This is a genomic window from Steroidobacter flavus (assembly GCF_042651805.1).
Taxonomy (GTDB): domain Bacteria; phylum Pseudomonadota; class Gammaproteobacteria; order Steroidobacterales; family Steroidobacteraceae; genus Steroidobacter; species Steroidobacter flavus.
Window position 1 is genome coordinate 233,884 of the sequence record NZ_JBHSDU010000015.1, and the last position, 20,733, is coordinate 254,616.

20 protein-coding genes are annotated in these 20,733 nt (G+C 62.3%); 3 read left to right on the top strand and 17 right to left on the bottom strand.

All coding sequences use genetic code 11. The features are described 5' to 3' along the window. The first annotated feature begins 148 nt into the window (after window positions 1-148). A complete protein-coding gene (locus tag ACFPN2_RS28885) occupies window positions 149-2,686 on the top strand; it encodes a cation-translocating P-type ATPase (protein ID WP_380603171.1) in 2,538 nt (845 codons plus the stop codon). On the opposite strand, the gene ACFPN2_RS28890 is transcribed toward ACFPN2_RS28885, so the two are convergent. The 5 genes from ACFPN2_RS28890 to ACFPN2_RS28910 all read right to left on the bottom strand — a co-directional run bounded on the left by ACFPN2_RS28890 (window position 2,643) and on the right by ACFPN2_RS28910 (window position 6,474). Continuing rightward, complete coding sequence (locus tag ACFPN2_RS28890) at window positions 2,643-3,095, bottom strand: CBS domain-containing protein (RefSeq protein WP_380603173.1); 453 nt, start codon at window positions 3,093-3,095, stop codon at window positions 2,643-2,645. The two genes, ACFPN2_RS28885 and ACFPN2_RS28890, sit on opposite strands and share 44 nt — an antisense overlap. A 29-nt stretch (window positions 3,096-3,124) precedes the next feature. Further along, window positions 3,125-4,123 (bottom strand): sugar phosphate nucleotidyltransferase, encoded by a 999-nt coding sequence (locus ACFPN2_RS28895; protein ID WP_380603175.1) that lies wholly within the window; start codon window positions 4,121-4,123, stop codon window positions 3,125-3,127. Between the two features lie 352 nt (window positions 4,124-4,475). Beyond that, on the bottom strand, window positions 4,476-5,123 hold the full coding sequence (locus tag ACFPN2_RS28900) for a 3-oxoacid CoA-transferase subunit B (RefSeq protein WP_380603177.1): 648 nt from the start codon (window positions 5,121-5,123) through the stop codon (window positions 4,476-4,478). Further along, window positions 5,120-5,851: a CoA transferase subunit A gene (locus ACFPN2_RS28905; protein ID WP_380603179.1), complete on the bottom strand. Its 732-nt coding sequence runs from the start codon at window positions 5,849-5,851 to the stop codon at window positions 5,120-5,122. The genes ACFPN2_RS28900 and ACFPN2_RS28905 overlap by 4 nt, the downstream gene beginning before the upstream one ends. Before the next feature lie 53 nt (window positions 5,852-5,904). Then, window positions 5,905-6,474, bottom strand: coding sequence for an RNA polymerase sigma factor (locus ACFPN2_RS28910; RefSeq protein ID WP_380603181.1), 570 nt, complete (start codon window positions 6,472-6,474; stop codon window positions 5,905-5,907). Window positions 6,475-6,595: 121 nt separating this feature from the next. Between ACFPN2_RS28910 and ACFPN2_RS28915 the strand changes: the two genes are divergently transcribed. Further along, on the top strand, window positions 6,596-7,612 hold the full coding sequence (locus ACFPN2_RS28915; protein ID WP_380603183.1) for a LysR family transcriptional regulator: 1,017 nt from the start codon (window positions 6,596-6,598) through the stop codon (window positions 7,610-7,612). Here the strand turns inward: ACFPN2_RS28915 and ACFPN2_RS28920 are convergent. From ACFPN2_RS28920 to ACFPN2_RS28965, 10 genes are all read right to left on the bottom strand, one after another. Beyond that, entirely contained in the window at window positions 7,544-8,038 is a 495-nt protein-coding gene (locus tag ACFPN2_RS28920) for a hypothetical protein (protein WP_380603185.1), read from the bottom strand. The two genes, ACFPN2_RS28915 and ACFPN2_RS28920, sit on opposite strands and share 69 nt — an antisense overlap. 12 nt (window positions 8,039-8,050) lie before the next feature. Continuing rightward, window positions 8,051-8,530: a DUF6644 family protein gene (locus ACFPN2_RS28925; RefSeq protein ID WP_380603187.1), complete on the bottom strand. Its 480-nt coding sequence runs from the start codon at window positions 8,528-8,530 to the stop codon at window positions 8,051-8,053. Between the two features lie 255 nt (window positions 8,531-8,785). Beyond that, window positions 8,786-9,277, bottom strand: coding sequence for a hypothetical protein (locus ACFPN2_RS28930; RefSeq protein WP_380603188.1), 492 nt, complete (start codon window positions 9,275-9,277; stop codon window positions 8,786-8,788). Between the two features lie 10 nt (window positions 9,278-9,287). Continuing rightward, window positions 9,288-9,701, bottom strand: coding sequence for a DUF6152 family protein (locus ACFPN2_RS28935; protein ID WP_380603190.1), 414 nt, complete (start codon window positions 9,699-9,701; stop codon window positions 9,288-9,290). Window positions 9,702-9,734: 33 nt separating this feature from the next. Beyond that, entirely contained in the window at window positions 9,735-10,700 is a 966-nt protein-coding gene (locus ACFPN2_RS28940) for a sugar phosphate isomerase/epimerase family protein (protein ID WP_380603192.1), read from the bottom strand. 2 nt (window positions 10,701-10,702) lie between these two features. Then, on the bottom strand, window positions 10,703-11,425 hold the full coding sequence (locus tag ACFPN2_RS28945; RefSeq protein WP_380603194.1) for a hypothetical protein: 723 nt from the start codon (window positions 11,423-11,425) through the stop codon (window positions 10,703-10,705). 11 nt (window positions 11,426-11,436) lie between these two features. Continuing rightward, on the bottom strand, window positions 11,437-14,004 hold the full coding sequence (locus ACFPN2_RS28950; protein ID WP_380603196.1) for a beta-glucosidase: 2,568 nt from the start codon (window positions 14,002-14,004) through the stop codon (window positions 11,437-11,439). Window positions 14,005-14,079: 75 nt separating this feature from the next. Then, on the bottom strand, window positions 14,080-16,389 hold the full coding sequence (locus ACFPN2_RS28955) for a TonB-dependent receptor (protein ID WP_380603198.1): 2,310 nt from the start codon (window positions 16,387-16,389) through the stop codon (window positions 14,080-14,082). A gap of 93 nt (window positions 16,390-16,482) precedes the next feature. Continuing rightward, entirely contained in the window at window positions 16,483-17,709 is a 1,227-nt protein-coding gene (locus tag ACFPN2_RS28960) for an MFS transporter (protein ID WP_380603200.1), read from the bottom strand. Between the two features lie 90 nt (window positions 17,710-17,799). Beyond that, window positions 17,800-18,198, bottom strand: a complete 399-nt coding sequence (locus ACFPN2_RS28965) for a DUF6152 family protein (RefSeq protein WP_380603202.1) — start codon at window positions 18,196-18,198, stop codon at window positions 17,800-17,802. A 119-nt stretch (window positions 18,199-18,317) separates the two neighbouring features. Here ACFPN2_RS28965 and ACFPN2_RS28970 point away from each other — a divergent pair, with 119 nt between their 5' ends. Continuing rightward, window positions 18,318-18,761: a nuclear transport factor 2 family protein gene (locus tag ACFPN2_RS28970; protein ID WP_380603204.1), complete on the top strand. Its 444-nt coding sequence runs from the start codon at window positions 18,318-18,320 to the stop codon at window positions 18,759-18,761. A gap of 42 nt (window positions 18,762-18,803) precedes the next feature. Here the strand turns inward: ACFPN2_RS28970 and ACFPN2_RS28975 are convergent, their stop codons facing one another. Both ACFPN2_RS28975 and ACFPN2_RS28980 read right to left on the bottom strand, forming a co-directional pair. Beyond that, window positions 18,804-20,396, bottom strand: coding sequence for an MBL fold metallo-hydrolase (locus ACFPN2_RS28975; protein WP_380603205.1), 1,593 nt, complete (start codon window positions 20,394-20,396; stop codon window positions 18,804-18,806). Window positions 20,397-20,410: 14 nt separating this feature from the next. Continuing rightward, window positions 20,411-20,728: a Dabb family protein gene (locus tag ACFPN2_RS28980; protein WP_380603207.1), complete on the bottom strand. Its 318-nt coding sequence runs from the start codon at window positions 20,726-20,728 to the stop codon at window positions 20,411-20,413. Window positions 20,729-20,733: the final 5 nt, after the last annotated feature.

Consider the following 20,733-nt stretch of genomic DNA (forward strand, 5'->3'; position numbering starts at 1 on the left):
CTGCGGTCGTGAGACCGATACAGTGTCGAACGCAATCGCCCTCGCCCACCATGCGCGAAACGCCCTAACAATTACGTGATCCCACCGAGTGACCCGGCTCGGAGGTAAAGTAGTTTGTCCTCGCTTCCGCAGGCCGAGGTGCCCATGAATGAACGCCCCTGACGCCAGCCCACGCGCGCTCGAATCGTTGAGCAACGCCGAGGCGGCACGACGATTGAGTGCGGACGGTCCGAATGAGTTGCCCGGTCAAGGTCCGCGCAGCCTGGCCGGCATCGTCCGCGAGGTGCTCACCGAACCGATGTTTCTGCTGCTGATCGCAGCGGCCTCGATCTACGTGATTTTGGGCGATGTGCGTGAGGCGACGATTCTCGCGGCGTCGATCGTCGTGGTCGTCGGCATCACCGTCTTGCAGGAGCGCCGTACCGAGCAAGCCCTTTCCAAACTGCGCGATCTCTCCAGTCCACGGGCGCTCGTCATCCGCGATGGCGTCGAGCAACGCATCGCCGGTCGCGACGTCGTCGTGGGCGATCTCGTCTTGTTACGCGAAGGCGATCGCGTGCCGGCCGATGCCGTGATGCTCGACGCCACCGCGCTCAGCGTCGATGAGTCGATTCTTACCGGCGAGTCGTTGCCCGTCGAAAAGCTTCCCTCGGATACCGACGAGCACGGACACGTGTACTCCGGCAGCCTCGTGGTTCAGGGCTACGGCAGCGCTCGCGTCGTCGCGACCGGAGCGCGCACCGAAATTGGCAAGATCGGCGGCGTGCTCAAGACCCTCGAGGCCGAGACGACCGCCCTGTTCGGTGAGGTGCATCGACTCGTGCGATGGATCGCGACCGCCGCGCTGATTCTGTGTGCCGCCATCGCAGTCATCTATAGCCTGTCGCGACACGATTGGCTGGCCGGCGTGCTCGCGGGCATCACGGTCGCGATGAGTGTGCTGCCCGAAGAGTTTCCCCTCGTGCTCACCGTGTTCCTTGCGATGGGCGCGTGGCGCATCTCTCGCGTCGGCGTCCTCACCCGACGCTTGCCCGCGCTGGAATCCATCGGCGCCGCGACCATTCTCGCCGTCGATAAAACCGGCACGCTCACCGAAAACCGGATGCGAGTGGTTGCCATCGAGACCCGCACCGATCGGATTGAAATGCAGGCTGGCGCTTCGATCACGGACGCGCCTCAACAGGTGCTGGGCATCGCCCTCGCCGCCAGCGAACGCGCCCCCTTCGATCCCATGGAAAAGGCCATTCACACCGCCGCGCAATCCTTCGCATCCCCGGCGGTGGAACAGCTGCGAGGCATGGACCTGATCCGCGAGTACGACCTCACCCCCGAACTGCTCGCCGTCACGCACGTTTGGAAAGCGGCCAAGGAAGACCGCGCCTACGTTGCCGTCAAGGGCGCCCCGGAAACAGTGATGGAGTTGTGTCACTTGGCATCGTCCGAGCGTGCGGAGCTCATGAAACGAGTGAGCGCCAATGCCGAGCGCGGGCTGCGCATCCTCGGCGTCGCCCAGGGAATGACCTCGAGTGACACGCTGCCCGAATCCCCCAGAGGCTTCGAACTGCAATTCTTAGGCTTCGTGTGCCTGGCCGATCCATTGCGCGGCGATGTACCGGCCACGTTGGCCGAGTGCAAGCAAGCCGGCATCCGCGTCGTGATGATCACCGGCGATCATCCCGGCACCGCGCTCGCGATCGCCACTCAAGCGGGATTCGATGTGGGCGCCGGCGTGTTGACCGGGGCGGAAGTCGAAACGCTAGACGATGAAACATTACGACGCCGTGCTCGCGACGTGAACATCTATGCGCGTTCCAAGCCCGAGCACAAGCTGCGCCTGGTGCAAGCTTTCAAAGCGGACGGCAATGAAGTGGTCATGACGGGCGACGGCGTGAACGATGCGCCCGCGTTGAAAGCCGCTCATGTCGGCGTCGCGATGGGCGGTCGCGGCACCGATGTGGCGCGAGAGGCCGCCTCGCTCGTGCTCGTCGACGACGATTTCAAATCGCTGGTGGCCGCGGTGAGACTGGGCCGTCGCATCTATACGAACATCCGTCATGCGATGAGCTACATCGTCTCGGTGCACATTCCGATTGCCGGCATGGGACTCTTACCCGTGCTGCTGGGCTGGCCGCTGCTCCTATTTCCAGTGCACGTGTTGTTTCTGGAGTTCGTGATCGATCCGGCGTGTGCCTTCGTGTTCGAGGCGGACCCGGAATCGGAGGACGTCATGAAACGCCCGCCTCGCCCGCGCGAGGAGCCGCTTTTCTCCTACGACATGCTCAAGCGAAGCATCGGCCTCGGCACGTGCGTGATGATCTGGACCGTCTGCATCTATGGCGCGGCGCTGCAGTGGCTCGATGACTCGAGCGCACGGGCGCTGGTGTTCGTCAGCCTCGTGTTCGCAAATGTGGCGCTGATCTTCGTCAGCCGTTCCCGCAGCGGCAGCGTGCGGGCCATCGCTCGCCGTCACAACAATATCTTCTGGATCATGGCAGCGCTGGCGTGCGTGGCACTCGCACTCGTCATTTATATCCCGGCCATCGCGGCGGTGTTTCGCTTCACACCGCCGCAGTGGCAAATGATCATGGCGGTGGCCCTCGCCACCGTCGTGCTGGTGCTCGTGACGGGTCGCTGGCTTCGAGTCAGCCCACCCGCGCCCGCCACTCATGACGCAGCTCGCTCTTGATTGAGCCGGTGATGTCGCACAACAGGCCGGTCACGGTATCGAGCGCGTCGTCGATCGCAAGGACACCGACCAGCGCGTCACGCTCGTCCGTGACGGGCACGCGCCGAATGCCGGCGAGGCGCATCGCTTGCAGCACCTCGCTCAGCTCATCGGTATCGCTCGCAATCAGCGGCTCGCGAGTCATGACGTCATCCACCGTCAGCTCCTCGGGATTGACCTTGGCCGCGATCACCTCGAGCACGATGTCGCGATCGGTGAGCACACCGATCGGCCGGCGCAACGGATCGCCGAGCCGATACACGACCAGAAATCCCACGTGCTGCTCGCGCATGCGACGCGCCGCCGAAGTCACGTCTGTACTGTTGTCGACGGAGATGACGCCGCGCCGACAAAGATCACCGACTTTCATAACAGCCTCCCCGATCGAGTGGTCCGCGTTCACCCGGACGCGTACGTCACCGGCCGATGCTGAGTGAGATCCAGGAACGCCGCATGGCGCGCCTTTCGAGTTCGCACTTGTCGTGGTGGAAAGCGATGCAGAGCCTCGCTCACACGGCGCGGCGTGCCGAGATCGCTCCACCCACAGGGCGGCACCGTCAGCACGCGCAACAGCTCGGGCGAGCACTGCAGGATGTCGCGTGAGAAATCCAGCGGCGGCGCACGTTCATATAAATCGGCAAGATCGTCGGCCTGCGCCAGGACGTTGTGCGAAGAGACGATCTCCCACATATCCAATGCAAGCTGGCGACACTGTTGCTCGAAAGCGCGCAGCAGCGTCTTGCCGCGAGCGGCGAAAATGAAAGAATTCCACACGCCACCGCGAGCGATCAGCGTGCGTGCCACCGCCGCGCTGGGCTTCTCGACGAACTCACTGACCGATCGCAGCCCCGCCGCGCGATTGGAGCGCGACAGGATATAGCCGAGTTCCGGATCGGCCTCGTCCGGCGAAATGCCGAGCATCACGATCCGATCCGGCTGGCGTCGGATCTGGCGCATCGCTGCCTGCAAGCTCTCGGCCAGAACGTCTTCATCGCACACAAAGTGATCCGATGGCAGCACCAGTAGAGTGGCGTTCGGATCGCGATGAAGAATTTGTAACAGTGGCAACAGAATGCCGATGGCCGTGCCGCGATTGCACGGCTGACGAATGACGTTCGCGGAAGGAATGCGCAGGTCCATCGCCTGCCACCACAATCGGTGATGCTCGGACACCACGGCACACGTGCGCGTCGGGGTCGTCACGGTCTGCGCTCGACGCAAGGCATCGTGCAAGAGAGAGGCTTCACCGCCAAACGAACAGAACTGCTTGGGAATCGCGACGCCTGAAGCGGTGGTGGTGAGCGACTGCAGTCGACTGCCCTCCCCGCCGGCGAGAATCAGAGCCCAACTCTGGCCCGTCTTCGACAAGAAACTCCTGCGATGCTGTTCGTGAGGCATGGTCTAGTTTCCTCCACCGCTGATTTGCTGGCGGTGTAGCCTCTCACTTTGACATGACAGAATCAGCTGTGACTGACCCAGTACATTTACGTAAATAAACGGAGACGGCGCGGCGCTCGATCACGCCGATGACTGCTCAACGACCCAGGTCACTGCGATGCTGATCGCATTGTCACCGCGGCAAATAACACTTGTTATTTTGAGATGAAATGGCGGTCGCCGAGTTGTGTCCACAGGCTCGTCGTTTACGGCAAGAGCGCGGAATAGACAAAGTCTTGCGCAACGATGTCTGCGCAGATTCAGTCCAGCCGGGGTACTCGCGGTCTATAACATGGGTTAAGGGCGAGCGTGCTCACGCGAGCGCGAGCTTCACAGGCGCACCGGTCTTCGCGATCACCTCCTCCGCGGTGACGCCGGGCGCAAGCTCGAGCAGTGTCAGCCCGCCATGGCCCTTCTTGTCGCAACGAAGGACGCCCAGGTCCGAGATGATCAGGTCGACACAGCGGATCCCGGTCAGCGGCAGCGTGCAACGCTCGAGAATTTTCGGTTGACCGGACTTGGAGGTGTGCTCCATGAGCACGATGACGCGTTTGACGTTGGCCGCCAGATCCATCGCGCCGCCCATGCCTTTGACCATCTTGCCCGGGATGGTCCAGTTCGCGAGATCCCCATTCGAGGCGACTTCCATTGCCCCGAGCACGGCGAGATCGATGTGACCGCCGCGAATCATGGCGAAGCTCTCGGCGCTGGAGAAAAAGCTCGACATGGGGAGCTGCGTGATGGTTTGTTTCCCCGCGTTGACGAGGTCTGGGTCCTCGTCACCCTCGAACGGAAAGGGGCCCATGCCGAGCATGCCGTTCTCGCTCTGAAGCGTCACATCCACGCCATCGGCGATGTAGTTCGCCACCAGCGTGGGAATGCCGATCCCCAAATTGACATAGAAGCCGTCGCGCAACTCGGCCGCCGCGCGCTGTGCCATTTGTTCGCGAGACCAACTCATGCGTCCGCCCTCGTCGACTGCGCGTCCGATCGCGGCCGCGTGGTTCGCTTCTCGATGCGCTTCTCGTAATTCACGCCTTGATAGATGCGATCGACATAAATGCCCGGCGTGTGAATCGCATCGGCGTCGATCTCACCCGGCTGCACCAGATGTTCGACCTCGGCGATGGTGACCGCTGCCGCCGTCGCCATCACGGCATTGAAGTTACGCGCCGTCTTTCGGAAGACGAGGTTGCCGGCCGTGTCGCCCTTCCACGCCTTCACGATGGCGAGATCCGCACGCAGGCCGCGCTCCATCACATATAACTCGCCGTCGAACTCTTGCACGGGTTTGCCTTCGGCCACCACGGTGCCGACGCCGGTGCGCGTGAAGAAGGCGGCGATACCGGCGCCGCCTGCTCGAATGCGCTCAGCAAGCGTACCTTGAGGATTCAATTCCAGCTGCAGCTTGCCAGTGAGGTACAACTGCTCGAACAGCCGGTTCTCGCCAACGTACGAGCTGATCATTTTCGCGATCTGCCCGTTGTTCAGCAGCGTCCACAACCCGAACCCATCGGCGCCGCAGTTGTTCGAAATGACCGTCAGGTTCTTCACCGGCGCACGCGCGAGAGCGGCGATGGAATTCTCGGGATTGCCCGACAGCCCGAAGCCGCCGGACATGATGCTCATGCCATCGAACAGCACTCCTTCGAGTGCCGCCGTGGCGTCGAAATAGACCTTTCTGCTCATACGGGAGTACTACGCGCGAGGCCGCGTCGCGTAGACAAATTTCCCATCTGGACTCAGGCAGCGACCGCGCGCCGTGCCTTCAACAGCCGATCCTGACACAGCTCCTGCGCGCCGCTCATATCGCGCTCGACCGTCTTGGTGCTGATGCCGAGCTGACGCGCGATGGCGCGATAGCTCATCTCCTCATCGACGTGCAGCGAGAACACCTGACGATATCTCGGCGGCAACGACGAGAGCGCACTGGAGATGACCTCCAGCGCGATACAACGATCGACGATTTCATCCGGCTGCTGCTCCTCGCCGATGAGATCCACCGAGTCGTGAGGCAAATGCATTCCGTGGCAGCGAGTCCGGCGACGACGCAACTCGTCACGCGCGAGGTTGGTGGCGATCTTGAATAAGAAGGCGCGCACTTCGCGCTCACCGCGCCACAGATCCTGCACACGCATCAGGCGCACGCAGGTTTCCTGCACGACATCCTCCGCGTCTTCGGCGCAGTTGAGAATACGATTCACATATTTGAGGAGAGCCGCGCGATGCAGATCCACCAGCTGCACCAGACGCTGCGTCTGAGTGCGCTCCTCGACGCCTGAATCCGCGGGCTCGAAGAATGAGTTGTTCACCTGGCTGTCCCCCGTGCGACGCGCATTCGCGCCGTGCTCATTTTGTTGTTCTAGTTTATGATGCAATTGGCCTCTGATTATTCGCGTTACGCGAATACAGCCTTGGCCGGGAGGTGGGCGAATGGATAAGTTCGAATGTATTCAAGCCTTCGTGCGCGTGGCCGAAACTCACAGTTTTGTCGAGGCTGCGCGACAGTTGAATGTGACGCCGTCAGTCATCACCAGCCGCGTCAAGAAGCTCGAGACTTATATTCAGTCGCCTTTGTTTCATCGCTCGACACGCGCGGTGACCCTGTCGGAGGCCGGTGCGAATTTCTTCGAGGAATGTGCCGACCTGGTATCGCACGTCGATTCGGCGCTGGAGCGAATGCGCGTGATGAAAACCACGCCGACCGGCGTGTTACGGCTGCAGGTGTTGCCGGGCTTCGCGCTCGGCCACCTGGGCTCCGCGCTCAAGGACTTCAGCAGCAAATATCCCCAGATCGAGCTCGACATCACGGTGAGCGACGTGCCGGTGAACCCGGTCGACAAGGGCTATGACGTGGCCCTGCAGGTCTTCAAGCCCGCCGCCGAGACGCTGATCGAGCGCTCGTTGTTTCCTGTGCAGCGGGTGTTTTGCGCCTCGCCGGTTTATTTACAACGCGCCGGCGTGCCGCTCGCGCCACCGGACTTGCTGCGCTTTCGGCTCGGCTTGTATTCGGCCTATCCGACGCGCGATCGCTGGACCTTCAAGCGCGGCTCGGACGAAGTCTCGCTGGTGCTGCCCGCCGCGATCCGGACCAACTCCGTGCACATGCTCAGAGACTTCGCGCTCAGTGGCGGCGGCATCACCTGTCTGCCGACGCTGGTGTGTGGCGAAGATCTCTTGCGAGGTAACCTCGTGCGAGTGCTGGATGAATATCACATCCCGCCGCTCGAGCTGCTCGCCATCTATCCGGCCACGCACCGCCGTGCGTTGAAAGTGCGTCTGTTCGTCGAGTTCATCACCGAGCGGTTCTCCGGCGAGCCCGTGTGGGACAAGGCGCTGCGCGATCAGGCTCGAGCAGCGGCTCAATCGACGCTCAGGGCCTCAAAGCGTGCCGGTGCCGGCGAACGCAATAAAACGACCCGCCGTGATCACGCCGACCCACAAAAGTAGCGACGCCATCGAGATCTTCTTGGCGAGCGACGAGGCCTCCTCGCCCGCGCCCCAGTCCTCCACCTTCGGCAGCACGCTGATCCAGAACCAGATCGCGTTCAAGCCCGCCAGCATGATCAACAGCATCTTGAACCGGAACGCCGGCACGACCCAGTAAGACATCGGATCGGAGGCGACGAAGCCGATGCCGGTGATCACATTCAACGCAAAGCCGCCGAACGCCAACGGCAACAGCTTGTGCAGCGGCCCGATCGGCAGCCCCTTCGCGAATCCCAGCACGCGCAGGTCGATCAAGGCGATCGAGCCGAACAACAGCGCCATCCCGACGAAGTGCAGTCCCTCGAATGTCGGGAACATCCACGGCACGTCCCGCATGAGATGCCCATACCAGGACGCTTCCAACCAACGCAGCAAGTCGACGATCATGGGGGCGGCCTCTTATTCGTATGCCATGTAGCGACCGAAGCCGATCGCCGAGATCCACATCAGGATAGAAATCGCCGCCAGTGCCTTGGCAGTCACCGGCGCCGTGCCCCGCTCCGCATCGAGCCTCGGCGCGTCGTTCAACACCGTATTCTTGATGATGACCGCGAGCGTGATGCCGATGATGATGCTGGCGAACTTGAACCGGAACGCGGTGCTGTTGAAGAACTTCACGCCGTCCGCGACGAACAGCGCGACACCCGAGCCGAGGTTGACCGCGAACGCGCCCCAGATCAGGGCCATCAGCCGGTTGAATGGCATGAACGGCAGCATGCGCGGCACACCGAGCACGCGCAGATCGATGATGATCAGCAGGCCCACCAGCAAGGCGAGACCGATGGAGTGCAGGGTCAGCAGAATGGGATATCCCCACACTGACACCAGCAGCCATTGCGAGAACTCGGAGTTCTGTAATGTTTCTAGTAGGCTGATCATTGGGCTCCCGATGCAGCGTGGCTGTTGTACGCAGTACGCTGCTATCAACGGCACAAGGTCGCCACTGCGGACAAAAAATAATCTGGGCTCGCGGCCGAGCCGCTTACCTCAACCAGCAGCGCGCAGCCTGGCGGCACCAATGGTGGGAAAAACTTCGACTCAGCAGCGCGCAGTCCAGCGGCATCAACGGGGGGAAAACTCCGACTTAGCGGCGTGCAGCCCGGCGGCAGCCGGGCCTGCACGGACAGGGCCTGATTACTGAGCGGCGGCCGAGGCAGGCGCCGCCGGTTGCGGCATATATTTCTTGTGGCAGCCTTCGCAGGCTTCGTAAATCACATTGCCAGCGTCCGAGACACCATTGATGTCTTTCGCTTGCGCGGCCGCGTAGGCTTGCGACGCGGTATCGATGAGCATATGTGAGTAGCGCGACCAATCGCCGTCATCCACGGCCCGCCCCGGGATCAACAACAGATTTCCCGACTCCGCAAGCTCGAGCGCCGCGCGTTCGACGGTAACCCATTGCTCATCCGTCGTCGGCGGCTCGGCCGCGGCATTGAAGACCTTGTCGGATGAGGGAATCGTCACCGCGAGCATGATCTGACGACTCGGCCCCACCACCTTGAACGTCGGACCCGCCGGCGCGGCCGCCGGTGTACTGGCGGAATGCGCCGGCTCCGTCTTCGAGCAGCCTGCCAACAGCACGCCGCCCGTCACCATCAGCATCGCCAACTGCCGTCGCATGAACATGACATGTACCTCAGGAGGCCGGCGTGATTTCCGGGGTGACCTTGCGTTCGACATCGTGATACAGAATCTGCCCCGACGACGTCTTGGCGTACTTCAACGACGCGCCTTTGCTGCCATCGAGCTTGGGATTGCCGACGATGGTGATCTTGTCGCCCGGCTTGAACGAGGTCCGCGTCCAGCCCTGGCGTGCACCGATGTTCGGACCGGAGCTCTCGAAATCCCAGGTGCCCGCGATCTTCGGGTTCTTCTTGTTCTCCGGCACGAGCACGACGATGTGCACGTGGGGCTGCCGCCAGCTGTATTCGACCACGGTGCCTTCCCAGGTCCAGACCTGCTGCTGATCGAACATCGCGAACGAATGATGGGCCAGCGCCGCCGACGCGACGAGCCAGGCTCCGATGCCAAAGGCCAGCTTAAACCTCATGATGACTCTCCGAATGCAAAATTTTGTGGTCGCCTACGCCGTCAACGTCCAGCCGAGCGGGCGCAGATGCTCGAGACTGCGTCGCGCCTCGCGGGTGAGATCCACGCCGGGTCCGCCCTCGCACTCGACATTGAAGATGGGCTTGTCGATGCGCGCAGCGGCGCGATAGATCCCGGCAAAATCGACCTGACCGTCGCCGACGGTGACCGCCTTGCCGGCCTTGCTCCAATCTTTCAGATGGAAGCTCACGATGCGATCGGCATGCTTCTCGATCAGCGCCACTGGATCGCTCCCACCAGCGGCGACCCAGGCGACGTCCAGCTCATAACGAATCGTGGGATCGGTGTTCGCGAGCATGAACTCGAACACGTTCTGCCCATCCAGCGATCGATACTCGGGACCATGGCCGTGATACGACAGCCCGATGCCCGCCTTGCGCGCGATGTCATTCGCCGTGTTGATTGCATCACACATGCGACGCACGCTATCCAACGACTGCACGTTCGTCGGCCCGGAGGCTGCCACCACGGCCCACTCGCACCCGAGATCGCGAGCCAATGGCACATTGACGCGGGTGAGTTGAACGATGCCGGTGGGCGTGTAGACGGCGTCCTGTGCTTCGCCGATCGAGCCGCCGGGCGCACGAAACGCTCGCACTTGATCGTTACCGATGTGCAGAGTTCGTAACGCGAGTCCCAGCTCCGCCGCCCGCTTGCGAATGAGCTCGGGCGAGTGCCCCATCAAGCCCGCGAACTGAATGGCTTCGTAGCCCAGCCCGCGCGCGATGCCCATGGCTTCCGAGAACTTCTCCCAGCCTTGCGTCGCGAGCGCGTTGAACGTGAAGAACTGAATGCCCAGCTCATAACGACGCGTCGCGGACTTCGAAACGCTCGAGTACGTCATCATCGCCGCGCCCAATCCGCCAATCGCCGTCGCAGCGGCACTGGCGCCGCCCACGGCGGCCGCGCCTGCGCAACGTAGAAAGTCGCGTCGCTGCATGTTCATTCTTTACCCGACAGCTGCGGCGGCTCTTCAGCCGTCTTCGCACGCTCCGGATCGCTGGAATCGCAGAAGTATTCCAGGGCGTAAGTCTCGGGCGCCGCCTTGTAGTACGTGAACGAGTACGTGTGTGGCTTCACGAAGATCTTCGGATCGGTCCACGTGAACGTCACTTTCAAACGTGCGCCGTTCTCGATCAGCTCATAGCGCTCGAGGAGATGAGTGCCCTCACCGCGCACACCGCCGCCCGGCACCATGGGATTGCCGCGATCGTTGAAGCCGACGGTGTCGACTACGAGCGCGTTGCCATCCCAGCGTCCGATGGAATGACCGTTGGTCGTCGGATCGAATGCACCCATGTCCGGATGCGAGCGGCCGTCGAGATAGATGTGACGGGCGGAGGACTGCACTTCCGCGGTGATCGCCAGCTCCCGTTTCGATTGAATCAGATCGAGCGGTGCCGAATCGCCCATGATGAACGGTGTGCCGAGCGGATGACACCAGCGCGAGGCGTACGTCATGATCATGCCGTCCTCGACCTTCGGACGGTTCGCCTCGGCCAAGCGCTTTCCTTCCGCCGTCAGCTCGGCCTTCCCCACCTTCTTGCTATCGTGCTTCAGTTCCCAGAAGCCCGACAGATCGGTCGCTGCGAATGCGCCCGTCGAGCACAACGCCGTCATGGCCAGCGCGACGGCGTGGGACAGTGTTTTATTTCTAATCGTCATGGTGTCCTCGATTACTGCGGCAGGCGGCCGGACAGCTTGATATCGCGCGACGATGCGCCGACGACGATGCCTCGTGCGCCCTCGGCTTTGTGCCAGCCACGATCCGCTTCAGACCAATACGATTGCTGTCGCGGCGACACGTGCACCGTGACCGTCTTCTGTTCAGCAGGTGCCAACGTGACGCGGTCGAAGCCGACGAGTGTCTTGGGCGCCATTGCAATCGGCGCATTGGCCGGACGCTCGAGATAAACCTGCGGCACGTCCGCGCCGGCGACCCTGCCGGTGTTGCGAACGGTGAAGCTCACATCGAAGCCGTCGCCGCTTGCGGCGACGTTGAGGTTCGAGTAAGCAAACGTCGTGTACGAGAGCCCAAAGCCGAATGGATGCAAGGGCGCGATCTTGTGCTCATCGAAGTGACGGTAGCCGGTGAAGATGCCTTCCGAGTACACGACTTGTTTGTTCACGCCCGTGTAGCGCTCCGGATGCTTCGGATCGAACGCCGCGACATCGGAGAACTTCTTCGGGAACGTCATCGCCAGCCGGCCGCCAGGATTGGTCTTGCCCAACAGCACATCGGCCGTGGCCCAGCCGCCTTCCTGGCCCGGATACCACAAATAGAGAATGCCCTTAACCTGATCGCGCCAGGGCATGTCGTGCGGACTGCCGCTGTTGAACACGACGATGGTTCGCGGATTCACGCGCGCAACAGCAGAGATCAATTCGTCTTGATCGCCCGGCAGCGCCAGCGCCTGATCCGGATCGTCGAACTCACCGCTGCGTGCCCAAGCAAAGATCACGGCGGTGCGCGCGTCCTTCGCTGCAGCGACTGCCTCCGCGATATTCTGCTTACGCATCGCCGGCGTGACCCACGCCAACCTCACCTGCAACGTCGACTCAGGCTCCGCCTGGCCTTCAACTTCGATGGCGTACGACTTCCCCGCGACCAAACCGACGCTGTACTGCGCGTTGTCCAAACCGTCTTTGGTCGGCACGACGCTCGAGTACTTGCGAGGAATGCCGTGACCAAAGCGCACGGACGCTGAGTATGCGCGCGGCTGTCCATCGACCTTGAGCACGCCGGTGCCGCCCCAGCTGTGAACCTGGAGCGCATACGAACCACTCTCACCGACCTTGAGCGTGCCGCGCCAGGAATAACCGCGGCCCACGGGCAGGGCTTTATCGCCGGTGAAGTTCACCCCCGGATCGATACCCATTGGGCTCGAGTCCGACGCACGACGCGTCAGCCCCGCGCCTTGTCCTGCCTCTGGCGTCAGGAACTCGGCGGGAATCGCCACGCCCGTCAACTCATCGCCAACGACGTGCTTCAACGGCGCGCTCGAGCCCAACGAGCGCTGAAGCGCCTCGCGAGGAGAAACAAAGCGCGATTCGAAGCCCGAGATCCCGGGCCCGATGGCCAACTGTTCCGCCGTCGGTCCGATCAACAGCACTTCGCTCGCCGCCGCCGCGCTCAGCGGCAGAATGTTTCCTTGATTCTTGAGCAGCACCGCGCCCTCGCCCGCGAGCTTCCGAGCAAACGCGGCATGACCTTCGACATCGATCTCGGTCGGTCCGGGCACCCGCGTGCCATTCAAGAATCCAAACTTTTCCATCTGGGTGAGCACATGACCCACCGCGCGATCCAACGCATCGGTGCCCACTTGTTTGCTCTCCACCGCCGCCTTCAATCGTGGGCCCCACTTCGCGCCTTCACGACCTGTCGGGTATTGCGGACCCACGCCCGGCATTTCCATGTCCAGGCCGGCCACGATGGACGGCGTGCTCCGATTGGCATGCCAGTCGGACACCACGAACCCGTCCCATTTCATTTCATCGCGCAACAGTCCCGTGAGATTGCCCTTGTTCTCGGCATTCCAGGAGCCGTTGGTCTTGTTGTACGAGGCCATGACGGAAGCGACGCCCGCCTGCAATGCCGCCTCGAAGCCCGGCAGATAGATTTCATGCAAGGTGCGCTGATCGACGATGAAGTCGAAGCCGTCGGCGCCGTTGATGCCGCCGCCCTGATTCAGCGACTGGTTGTTGGCGAGAAAGTGCTTGGCATTGGCCATCGTGCCGGTGGACTGAATGCCCCCGATCTCGGCGGCCGCCAGCTGCCCGATGACGAACGGATCTTCGCCGAAGCTCGTGACGTTGCGTCCCCAATTCGGCAGTCGCGACAGATTCACCATCGGCCCGAGCAACACGTCGTTACGAGTGGCGCGCGATTCGCGCCCGAGAATCTCACCGTACTGCTTCGCGTACTCTCTGCTGAATGTCGCTGCCAGCGTGATGGGCTGAGGCAGCGCCGTCGTTTCGTATCTCACGTAGACGTTCGCCGGGCCGTCTGCCATACGCAGCGGCGGAACGCCCAGCCGCGGCACACCGGCGATATAGCCAGCACCGCCGTTGTATGCGGGATCGCGCGTTCCCTGCACCATCGTCAGCTTCTCATCGAGCGTCATCTGCGACACCAGCGACTTCACGACGGGCGAAAAGTCACCGCCCGCCGCCGGCGTACTCGCGTTCGCCGTCGCCACCACTGACAGCGTTGCCAAAACAAGTCGTAGTGCGTTCGATCGCATCGACACTCCGCGGTCCAGGAACTATCGCAGCTCGTGCCGGGCGCACGCGCGCCCGGCACGAACCTCTCGGGGGAATTACTCGAACTTGAAGCCGAACGTCAGACCCCACTCACGCGGCCGACCGAGCGTGCCGTTGTCCATCTGATCCGTCGGAATGTAGAAACCGTTGATACGGTAGTACTCATTCGTCAGGTTCGAGCCGAACAGCGACACGTCCCACTTGCCATTCGGCGGCGTGTAGACGATGCGAGCGCTCAGCAATCCGTAAGCAGGAATCACGGACTTCTGAATGTCCGCCGCGGTGTCCACTTCATCCTGCCAGCCGTAGTCGGTGCGGAACGTCATGCCGCCCGAAGCGAGCTGCAGGTCGTATTGAGCGCCGATGCTGTACGACTTCTCCGGCGCGTACGGGAAGCGAGCGCCAAGCGGAATCGCCGTCGACGTGCCGAGGTCGGTGTACTCCGAGTCGAGCCAGCCCAGGCCATAGTTGATGGTGAAGTTGTCGCTGACCAGCACCACGCCTTCGATCTCGATGCCCTTCACTTCCGCCTCGCCGGCGTTGGTGGTGGTCGGGAAGCGCGGAATGATTTCTTCGCTGACCTGGATGTCCTGATACTGACCGTAGAACACCGAGGCGTTGAAGCGCAGCCGGCGATCGAACAGATCCGAGCGCAGACCGATCTCGTAGTTCTTCAGCGTTTCCGGATCGAAGCCGATGGCCAGGCCGTTGACGTTGTTGACGCCGCCTTGGTTGAAACCTTCGGAGTACGTGAGATACGTCATCACTTCCGGCGTCCACTGATACTGGAACGACAGACGCGGGGCGATGTTGGTCCACTTGTCGCCGAGCGCCGTGCCCGCGCGTGCCGGGCCACCGTTGGTCTCGACACTCAGTACCGGCGAGCAGCAAGCAGCGGGCACTGCCGTCTTCGGCGTGTACTGTGCGTTCGTGACTTCGTCCTCGTTGTAGCGCGCACCGGCCGTGATCGAGAACTTGTCGGTCACGTCATAGGTCCACTCCGCGAACACCGCCCAACCTTCGGTCTTGGTGTACGAGAGCTGGTCGATGGTCGGCGCGAAGAAGAAACCGCCAACATAGGCTGATGCCAAGGCATTGCGGGCCGGATTCACTTCCAGCTTCAGATCGTTCGCCAGCCAGTTGATGCGACGGCCGTACGTTTCGTTGTTGTAGTAGTACAGACCGTTGGTGCCGTGGAAACGATCGCCACTGAACAGGAACTGCAGCTCGGCCGTGGTCTCTTCGGGCTCGCTGTAGTTCGCGCCGTCGAAGATGTGATACGGCGTGCCGTCGAAATCAGCATACGCGGTCGTGCGAATCTCACGACGGCTGCCGATGCCTTTCAACGCCCAGGCATCGTTCAGCTCATAGTTGATCTCGGTGGAGAACGACTTGGACTTGGTGTACAGCTCCGGGCCGTTGTAATCGCTGGCCGTCTTGCGCTCCTCACGAGCGCCATAGACGTATTCTTGATTGATCGGCAGGCCGGCCGCTTCATAGATACAGGGGAAGTTCGGCGCGCCGCCCGGGAAATTCGCCGGCGGATTCGGATCGCCGACACACACCGGATTGAGCGCCCACACCGTCGAGGGATTGCCGTTGGTGCGCATGTCGTCGTAACCCGCCGCGAAGCGCCAGTTGAACGAATCCGACGGCTCCCACAGTAGATCCAGCCGGCCGGTCGTGTCGTTCTGACTGCCGAACCGTTTGTCGATGGTCGTGCTCGGCACGAAGCCGTCGCGCGACAGCTTGGCCGCGGTGATCTTGGTATGGAACGTGTCGCTCAACGGCAGATCGACGTTGGCGGACACATCGAAGCGATCGTACGAGCCGATGGTCGACTTCACACGCCCGCCGAAGGTGTCCTGCGGACGTTTGGTGATGTATTGAATTGCGCCGCCGATGACGTTCTTGCCGAACAACGTGCCCTGCGGGCCACGCAGCACTTCGACGCGATCCACTTCCACGATATTCATCAACGTGCCGGCGCTGCTGTTCGAGGCGATGCCATCGACATAAATGCCGACGTTCGGCAGACCGCGCATGCGGAAGCTGCCGCCCTGCCGGCCGAAGAAGTTGGTGCTGGCGATCACGACGTTCGGCACCATCCGATTCAGGCCTTCGGTCGAATCGATGCCGCGCATCTCGAGATCTTCCGTGCCCATCGCGGTGATGGCGAGCGGCACTTCCTGCAAGCTCTCTTCACGGCGGCGAGCCATGACGAGCACTTCTTCCAGGCCGCTGCCCGATTCAGCGGTATCGTTGACTGGAGCGGCGGCGTCCTGCGGCGCGGCCGACAGGCCCGACGTTGCGCCCAGCAGCGCCAGACCGTACAGGCTCAGCGATTTTCTTGGCAAGCGAAGCATTGCGTTTCCCCCATGATCTGCAGATGTTTTCGGAGTCACTGGAAACAAAACGTATCCCGCGCTCCGTCACCGACATTCTGATCGGCGATGTTTTCAAGCTTCGGCCAGCGCCGCCTCGAGCTTGCGAGGCGCGGTCTCCCGTAGAAACAAACTGACCACGACGCCGGCGCACAGGCCGATCAACGCCATGGTGAGCACATGCTGGATTCCATAGGTCTGCGCGACATTGCCGGCAATCGCGGGCGCGATGCCGCCACCGAATATTTCACCCGTGCCGATGATGACGCCGGCAGTCGATGAGATCAGACCGCGCGGCGCCGCTTCGGCGGCGATGGGACCGGTGATCAATCCCAACAACCCGAAACAGAAGAAGCAGCAGACGAACAGCAGCGCGAACAACAATGCCGGATTGGGGCCGACGTGCATGAAGGCGTACAGGAATGCGGCGCCGAGCACGAAGCCTGCGACTGCGACGATCTTTCGACCCAACAAATCGGATGCGCCCGGCAGGACCACCTGGCCAAGAAAGCCACCGAAGCCGATGGCCGACGTCACAAAGCCCATCTGCACCGTCGTGAGCTTCAGATAATCGACCAGATAGTTCGGCACCATCGCGCTCAGCACGAAGATGCCGCTCATCGCGCACATGAGCGCAACCATGCCGAGCTTCACGTTCGGATGTTTCAGCAGATCGCCGAGCGGTGCGCGCTCCGCCTTCGCATGGGCACCGACAGTCGCGGGCTCACGAATCATGCGCCACATCAGCAGGCCGAGAATCAAGCCCGGCACCGCGACCAGCACGAACACCCAGCGCCAGTTCACGACCTGCAGCAACTGCGTGGCGATGATGGGACCGAGTGCGAGCCCCATCAGCGGAAACGCACTCTGTTGAACGCCAAGATTGAAACCGCGACGGGTGGGCAGCGACGCGTCGGCCGTCGCGGCGAAGCTGGTGGGACAGAACGATCCTTCCGTAATGCCCATCAGCGCACGAATGAAGATCAGGCTGGTCAGGCCCTGTGCGAACCCGCTCAAGCCCGAGAGCAACGAGAAGCCGAGGATGGCCGGGACCAGAATCTTGCGACGACCGAGTCGATCCGACAGGCCGCCCGCGACGATCGCGAACACGCCCCACGCCAGCCCCAGTGCACCGATGAGATTGCCCAGCGCCTGATAATCCAGGCCCAGGTCCTGCATCATCGAAGGAAACAACGGCGCGATGATCCACCGGTCCAGGCCCACCAGGCCGAACGCCAGCGTCAGCAGCGTGACGGCCTTCCATTCATACGACGTGTCCCACGGCCCTTGCGAACTGGTCATCGCTCATCCCCCGAAAGCTATTGGTATGGAGGCGGCCATGACAGCGCCGCCTTTGTCTGGTTTGCCGGCGCCCATCGATGCGATGAGCGGTTATTCGAAGGAGCCGCCCCACTTCCAACCGTCGGCGGGCCGCTCGATCTGGTTCAGGCGGATCTTGTGATCGGTCTCCTGGCGACCCGGCGCGCCGGTGATGACCACCACGTCGCCTGGCTTCAAGGACTCGCGCGAGGCCTGGCCGTCTTTGGCCAGCGCGCCGGCGGCGGCCCATTCCACCGCGTAGCGGGTGTCCTTGCCGTCCGGCCCCGGGGCCAGAACGATGATCATCGAGTGCGGATTGCGGAACATGAACTGCACCACCTTGCCTTTGATGGTGACTGACTTGTCGATGTAGTAAGTCGCCGGGAAGGAATGATGAGCCAGCGAAGGCCCGGCGGCCGAGAGCAGCGCGGCGGCGACACAGCCGCTCACAATGCGTGAGAACGAAACCATGGTGTTTCCTCGAGGAAGCGATCTGCTTCCAGATAAACGGAGCTACCGGCGCCCTGTCGACATTTCTGGTGCCGAACGTATTTAACTGCGGGCACTCCCGCCCGACCCGGAGACTGGAGATGAAATATTTGTTCGCAGGCGCGGCCGGCCTGCTGCTCGCCGCCAGCGTCGGCCTGGCCGGCAGCGCCAACGATCTGCCGGCCAACAAGGCGTTGGTGGAGTCCTTCTTCCGCGCTGTCGAATCCCGCGATAAGCAGACCGTGACCAAGATCGTGCGCGAGGACTACATCCAGCACATGCCGATGATCCCCTCCGGGCGAGCGGCGATCCTCAACTACATCGATATGATGGCGCCCAAGGGCAAAGGCGTGATGCCCAAGTTCGCGCGCGTTGTCGCCGAGGGCGATCTGGTCGTCGTGCACTTCCGGCGCGAGGATCCCAATGGCCCGGTCGCGACCATGGAAATCTTCCGGATCCAGGACGGCCAGATTGCCGAGCACTGGGCCGTCACCGAATCCATTCCGCCCGAGGACAAAGCCCGTAACAGGAATGGAATGATTTGAGCTTGAGCACACGGGGCGGCTTGCCCGCCCCGTGTTTCGATCTCAGTAACGATTGCTGACGATGGGACAGCCCGGGAAGTAGTTGCCCTTCGCAAGCTCAGACGCGCACCGCTCGCGAGCCCGCTGCACGCCCCCCTTCACCATCTCGATCACCTCGGCCGGCTTCATGATGCCCATGTGCACGGTCGAGAGCGTCTCCACCTCGAGCTTGTAGTGCTCGACGTTATCCATGTAGTTGTCGCCCCAGAACTGATAGTCCTTGGCGGCGGTGGCCATATCGCCTTCCACAAACACCTTCGACGCCGGCACGTACGCAAACACCGCGTCGGCCATGTGCGTGTTCCCACGCGCCCAATACAAATCGACCGTCGCTTTCGAGTCGGACATGCGCAGGTGATCGTCGAAGCCGCGGAACTTGAATGGCTTGCGGTTCTTCTCCTGAATGTCCGGATAGTCCGGCGCGCGTCGCTCGGCCATTTCACGGAGGATGCCTTCGTTGCCGAAGCGGGAAACGACGGTGAGCCCTTCCGCCACACCGACGCGGAACCCCGCGGTGTGATCGAAGTGATGATGCGAAGGAATGTACTCCGTCAGCGGCTTGCCCGGCACCAGGGTGCGTGCCTTGTCGATCGCCGCCTTAGCCGCGGCGTGACTGCCGCCGAGCTCATAAATCGCGAGGTGATCGGCGAACTCAAACACGGTATTTCCATATGGTGTCAGACGCCACACGCCGGGCGCCACTTGCGTCGCTTCGGAAGTGACCACGGGGTCCGCATCGGATGCGGTGCGCACCGCTTCGGGCGCCGCGAGATTCGCGATCTGGGTATCGACGACATAGTCATCGACATACATTTTGAAATAGTCGACGTTGCGCCAGTCGATGCGCGTGACGTAACCCAGCGGCATCAGCAAGCCGCCATACGGCGCGTAGCCGTTGAGATAGGTCGTCAGCGTCACCTGGCCCAGATTGCTGTGCGGGTTCTTCCAACGCACCCACGTCGGGAGTTTGGATCGCCCGTCGATCGCGAAACTGAGCTTGTCGCCCTGCTTCAGCGTCAGGTCGAGCACAGTGAGATCCCCTTCCTTGCGAGGTGCACTCAGCTTGTTAGCCGGATCGAGCGCTGCGCGGACCAAAGCCACCGGATTATTCAGCATCCAGATGCGGCGCATGTGCACGCCATCGATATGCAGCGGGCTTTCGATCCACTTGCGCGAGCGCGTCACCTTGCCATCCGGTGCGACCTCGTAGCCAATGTCACCATCGAGCACCAGATTGGCCTGCGCGTACGCGTGACCGAAGATCGCCGCGAACGGGAACAGGAAATTGCGCCGTTCGAGCTGCTGGAACCGATCATGCTCCAGGTCGTAGACGCGCTTCAGATCGTTGGCCGCCTGATACTTCTGCGGCGCCTCCGGCGAGCCGGTGATATTGCCGCCACCGAACATATAGGCGTACTGGCCGTAACCGGACAGCGTGATGTTCTTGACCGAACGCACGCGTTCGAGTCCGCCCAATGCCTCGGCCGTGGCGGTGAGGATTGCTCTATCGTCGCTCGATGCTTGCGCGTTAGCCGCGCCGAGCGTCAACGCGCCCGATAACAGCGTCGCGAGCACATGGACTAATCGTCTTGTCATGGTTCCCCCGAATGTCATGCGTCTAATGTCATGCCGGTTTCGTAGTCGACCACGCGGCGCTCGATGCGCAGCGGCCCGATCACGCGTTTGAGCTGTTCGTGCAGCGGATGGGTTTCGTACGCTTGCAAGGCCGCCCAGCTGTCGAACTCGCAGTACAGAGCGAGATCGGCTGAATCGCTCACCTGCGACTGATCGCGTCCCAGCTCCACTCGCTGCAATCCATGAATGCCGTCGCGCATGGCTTCGATGGCCCGCGCAATCGCGGCCAGTTGCTCGGCGCGCTCGCCATTCTCGGCGGCGCGCAGGCGCCACATCACCAAGTGCTTTACCATCGCGG